The following is a 2189-nucleotide window of genomic DNA, read 5'->3' on the forward strand; positions in this document are numbered from 1 at the left end:
ACAAAGTAACTAACATAAACTTCCAATAATAAAACCAAAGGTTTTTAGAATGAAATGACGCTCAAACAGGCATACTCTATAGAATACTATAGAGTGCAATATGCGTTCAAAGATTCGATGATTCACGAAAATCTGCAATTCACATTACTTATCGCAATTCGCTGCGTTCTTCATCGATGCGAGAACCAAGAGATCCGTTGCTGAAAGTTTTAAACTTTTTAATTTTAAAAGTTATTGACTAAAAATAAATAAAAATACATTTCCTTTCAAAGTAAATTGAAGAGGAAGAGTTTTAAATTTTTAATTTGATCCTCTCCGAAGAAAGAACCAAAACAAAAAACAATGTGTATAATTTTTGTTTCTAGGGGGCCGCGCAGTTAAGCGCAGGCCTTTCACTAGAAAACAAAATTAAACATTAATGATCCTTCCGCAGGTTCACCTACGGAAACCTTGTTACGACTTTTAGTTCCTCTAAATGACCAAGTTTGACCAGATTCTCGGTTCCAAGGTGGAGTCGCCTCCTCCTTTAAACCAATCCTGAGGCCTCACTAAGCCATTCAATCGGTACTAGCGACGGGCGGTGTGTACAAAGGGCAGGGACGTAATCAACGCAAGCTGATGACTTACGCTTACTAGGAATTCCTCGTTGAAGAGCAATAATTGCAATGCTCTATCCCCAGCACGACGGAGTTTCACAAGATTACCCATACCTCTCGGCAAAGGATAGTACTCGTTGGCTCCGTCAGTGTAGCGCGCGTGCGGCCCAGAACGTCTAAGGGCATCACAGACCTGTTATTGCCTCAAACTTCCATCGACTTGAAATCGATAGTCCCTCTAAGAAGTAACTATATCAGCAAAAAGCTAACAGTACTATTTAGTAGGTTAAGGTCTCGTTCGTTATCGCAATTAAGCAGACAAATCACTCCACCAACTAAGAACGGCCATGCACCACCACCCACAAAATCAAGAAAGAGCTCTCAATCTGTCAATCCTTATTGTGTCTGGACCTGGTGAGTTTCCCCGTGTTGAGTCAAATTAAGCCGCAGGCTCCACTCCTGGTGGTGCCCTTCCGTCAATTCCTTTAAGTTTCAGCCTTGCGACCATACTCCCCCCAGAACCCAAAAACTTTGATTTCTCGTAAGGTGCCGAGTGAGTCAAAAAAAAGAACAACACCCGATCCCTAGTCGGCATAGTTTATGGTTAAGACTACGACGGTATCTGATCATCTTCGATCCCCTAACTTTCGTTCTTGATTAATGAAAACGTCCTTGGCAAATGCTTTCGCAGTAGTTAGTCTTCAATAAATCCAAGAATTTCACCTCTGACAATTGAATACTGATGCCCCCGACCGTCCCTATTAATCATTACGATGGTCCTAGAAACCAACAAAATAGAACCATACGTCCTATTTCATTATTCCATGCTAATATATTCGAGCTAAACGCCTGCTTTGAACACTCTAATTTTTTCAAAGTAATAGTCCTGGATCACAACTGCCGGACAAGCCGACAGAGGCTAACCAGGAGGAAAGGCTCGGCTGAAAACCAGTACTCGTTAGAAACGGACCGGCCAGCCAAGCCCAAAGATCAACTACGAGCTTTTTAACTGCAACAACTTTAATATACGCTCTTGGAGCTGGAATTACCGCGGCTGCTGGCACCAGACTTGCCCTCCAATTGTTCCTCGTTAAGGTATTTAAATTGTACTCATTCCAATTACAAGACCCGAAAGGGCCCTGTATCGTTATGTATTGTCACTACCTCCCTGTGTCAGGATTGGGTAATTTGCGCGCCTGCTGCCTTCCTTGGATGTGGTAGCCGTTTCTCAGGCTCCCTCTCCGGAATCGAACCCTTATTCCCCGTTACCCGTTGAAACCATGGTAGGCCACTATCCTACCATCGAAAGTTGATAGGGCAGAAATTTGAATGAACCATCGCCAGCGTAAAGCCATGCGATTCGAAAAGTTATTATGAATCATCAAAGAGCACCGAAGTGCGTTGATTTTTTATCTAATAAATACATCCCTTCCAAACAGTCGGGATTTTTAGCATGTATTAGCTCTAGAATTACCACGGTTATCCAAGTAGTAAAGGTACTATCAAATAAACGATAACTGATTTAATGAGCCATTCGCAGTTTCACTGTATAATTGCTTATACTTAGACATGCATGGCTTAATCTTTGAGACA

Annotated in this window: 1 rRNA gene; it reads right to left on the reverse strand. The window is 42.2% G+C overall.

Annotated elements, in window-relative coordinates:
* Positions 1-411: 411 nt before the first annotated feature.
* Positions 412-2189 (reverse strand): 16S ribosomal RNA (locus tag IEY70_RS21480); the annotation flags it as partial.

This window comes from Deinococcus seoulensis (genome assembly GCF_014648115.1).
GTDB lineage: Bacteria > Deinococcota > Deinococci > Deinococcales > Deinococcaceae > Deinococcus > Deinococcus seoulensis.